The following is an 850-nucleotide window of genomic DNA, read 5'->3' on the forward strand; positions in this document are numbered from 1 at the left end:
CCTCCGAGGTTGCATGCTCGTGTCGCACGACAAGCTTTGATCGATACATTAACGCAGTCTGCAATAGCGGTTGGTCTAAAGCCAAAGCGAATTACAGTAAGTGATTTAGCCTTAAAGAATCTATCCGAAACGATTGAACCAAGTAATGAGCTTCAATTGACGCTTAAGTGCGAAAATGATTTCGGATTGATTACTATCCACAAATCGTCGCAGCTGTATTTCTCGCGTGACTTTGCTATTTCTCGGCGTGCCACTTTGTCTGCCGATGAAGAGATGGCGCAAGTTGCCATTGAAGTTCAGCGCAGTATCGACTTCTTTGAAGGCCAAACTGGTTTAGCGTTGCCTCGACAAATAAGATTGTTGAGTAGTTTTAGTGAATCAGATCGGGTTGCTTTGGAAATGCTCCTTGGTAGTGCTGTGATTCGTCTTCCATTGCAATCAAAATTAAAAGCCGTAGACGCGTATACCGATACTTCTGGCGATGCACTGTTGAAAACACAAAACGCCGTGGCTGTTTTGTGTGCCTCTAACTCGGAGGCTAATGCATGAAGACCGATATTAACTTTATAAAGCATGGCTCGGTGAAAGAAGTTCGTTATTCTTTCAGGGTGTTTGTTGGCGTTCTTTTGCTAGCCATGTTGGGTTGTTTGATTCATTTTTATTCTCAATCTTTCGACGGGCTTCCTGAAAAGGTTCGTATTTCAAATACGCTTATTCAAGAAGAGAAAGCACCTGATTGGTTCAATCAACTTTCGCAAGATCAAGCTTTTCATCGTAAAGCAAAAGATCTTTTAGCCGATCTAAGTAATCGGAGTGAGGTAACGATTGATACGATATTGTTTAGCGCTAA

Annotated in this window: 2 protein-coding genes; both read left to right on the forward strand. The window is 42.2% G+C overall.

Features of this window, described 5'->3' with window-relative positions; all coding sequences use genetic code 11:
- Nucleotides 1–549: hypothetical protein (locus A3762_RS27705; protein ID WP_197469312.1), on the forward strand; the 549-nt coding region annotated here is incomplete at its 5' end.
- Nucleotides 546–850: hypothetical protein (locus A3762_RS16140; RefSeq protein ID WP_156493515.1), on the forward strand; the 305-nt coding region annotated here is incomplete at its 3' end. The genes A3762_RS27705 and A3762_RS16140, both read left to right, overlap by 4 nt.

Source organism: Oleiphilus sp. HI0125, from assembly GCF_001635355.1.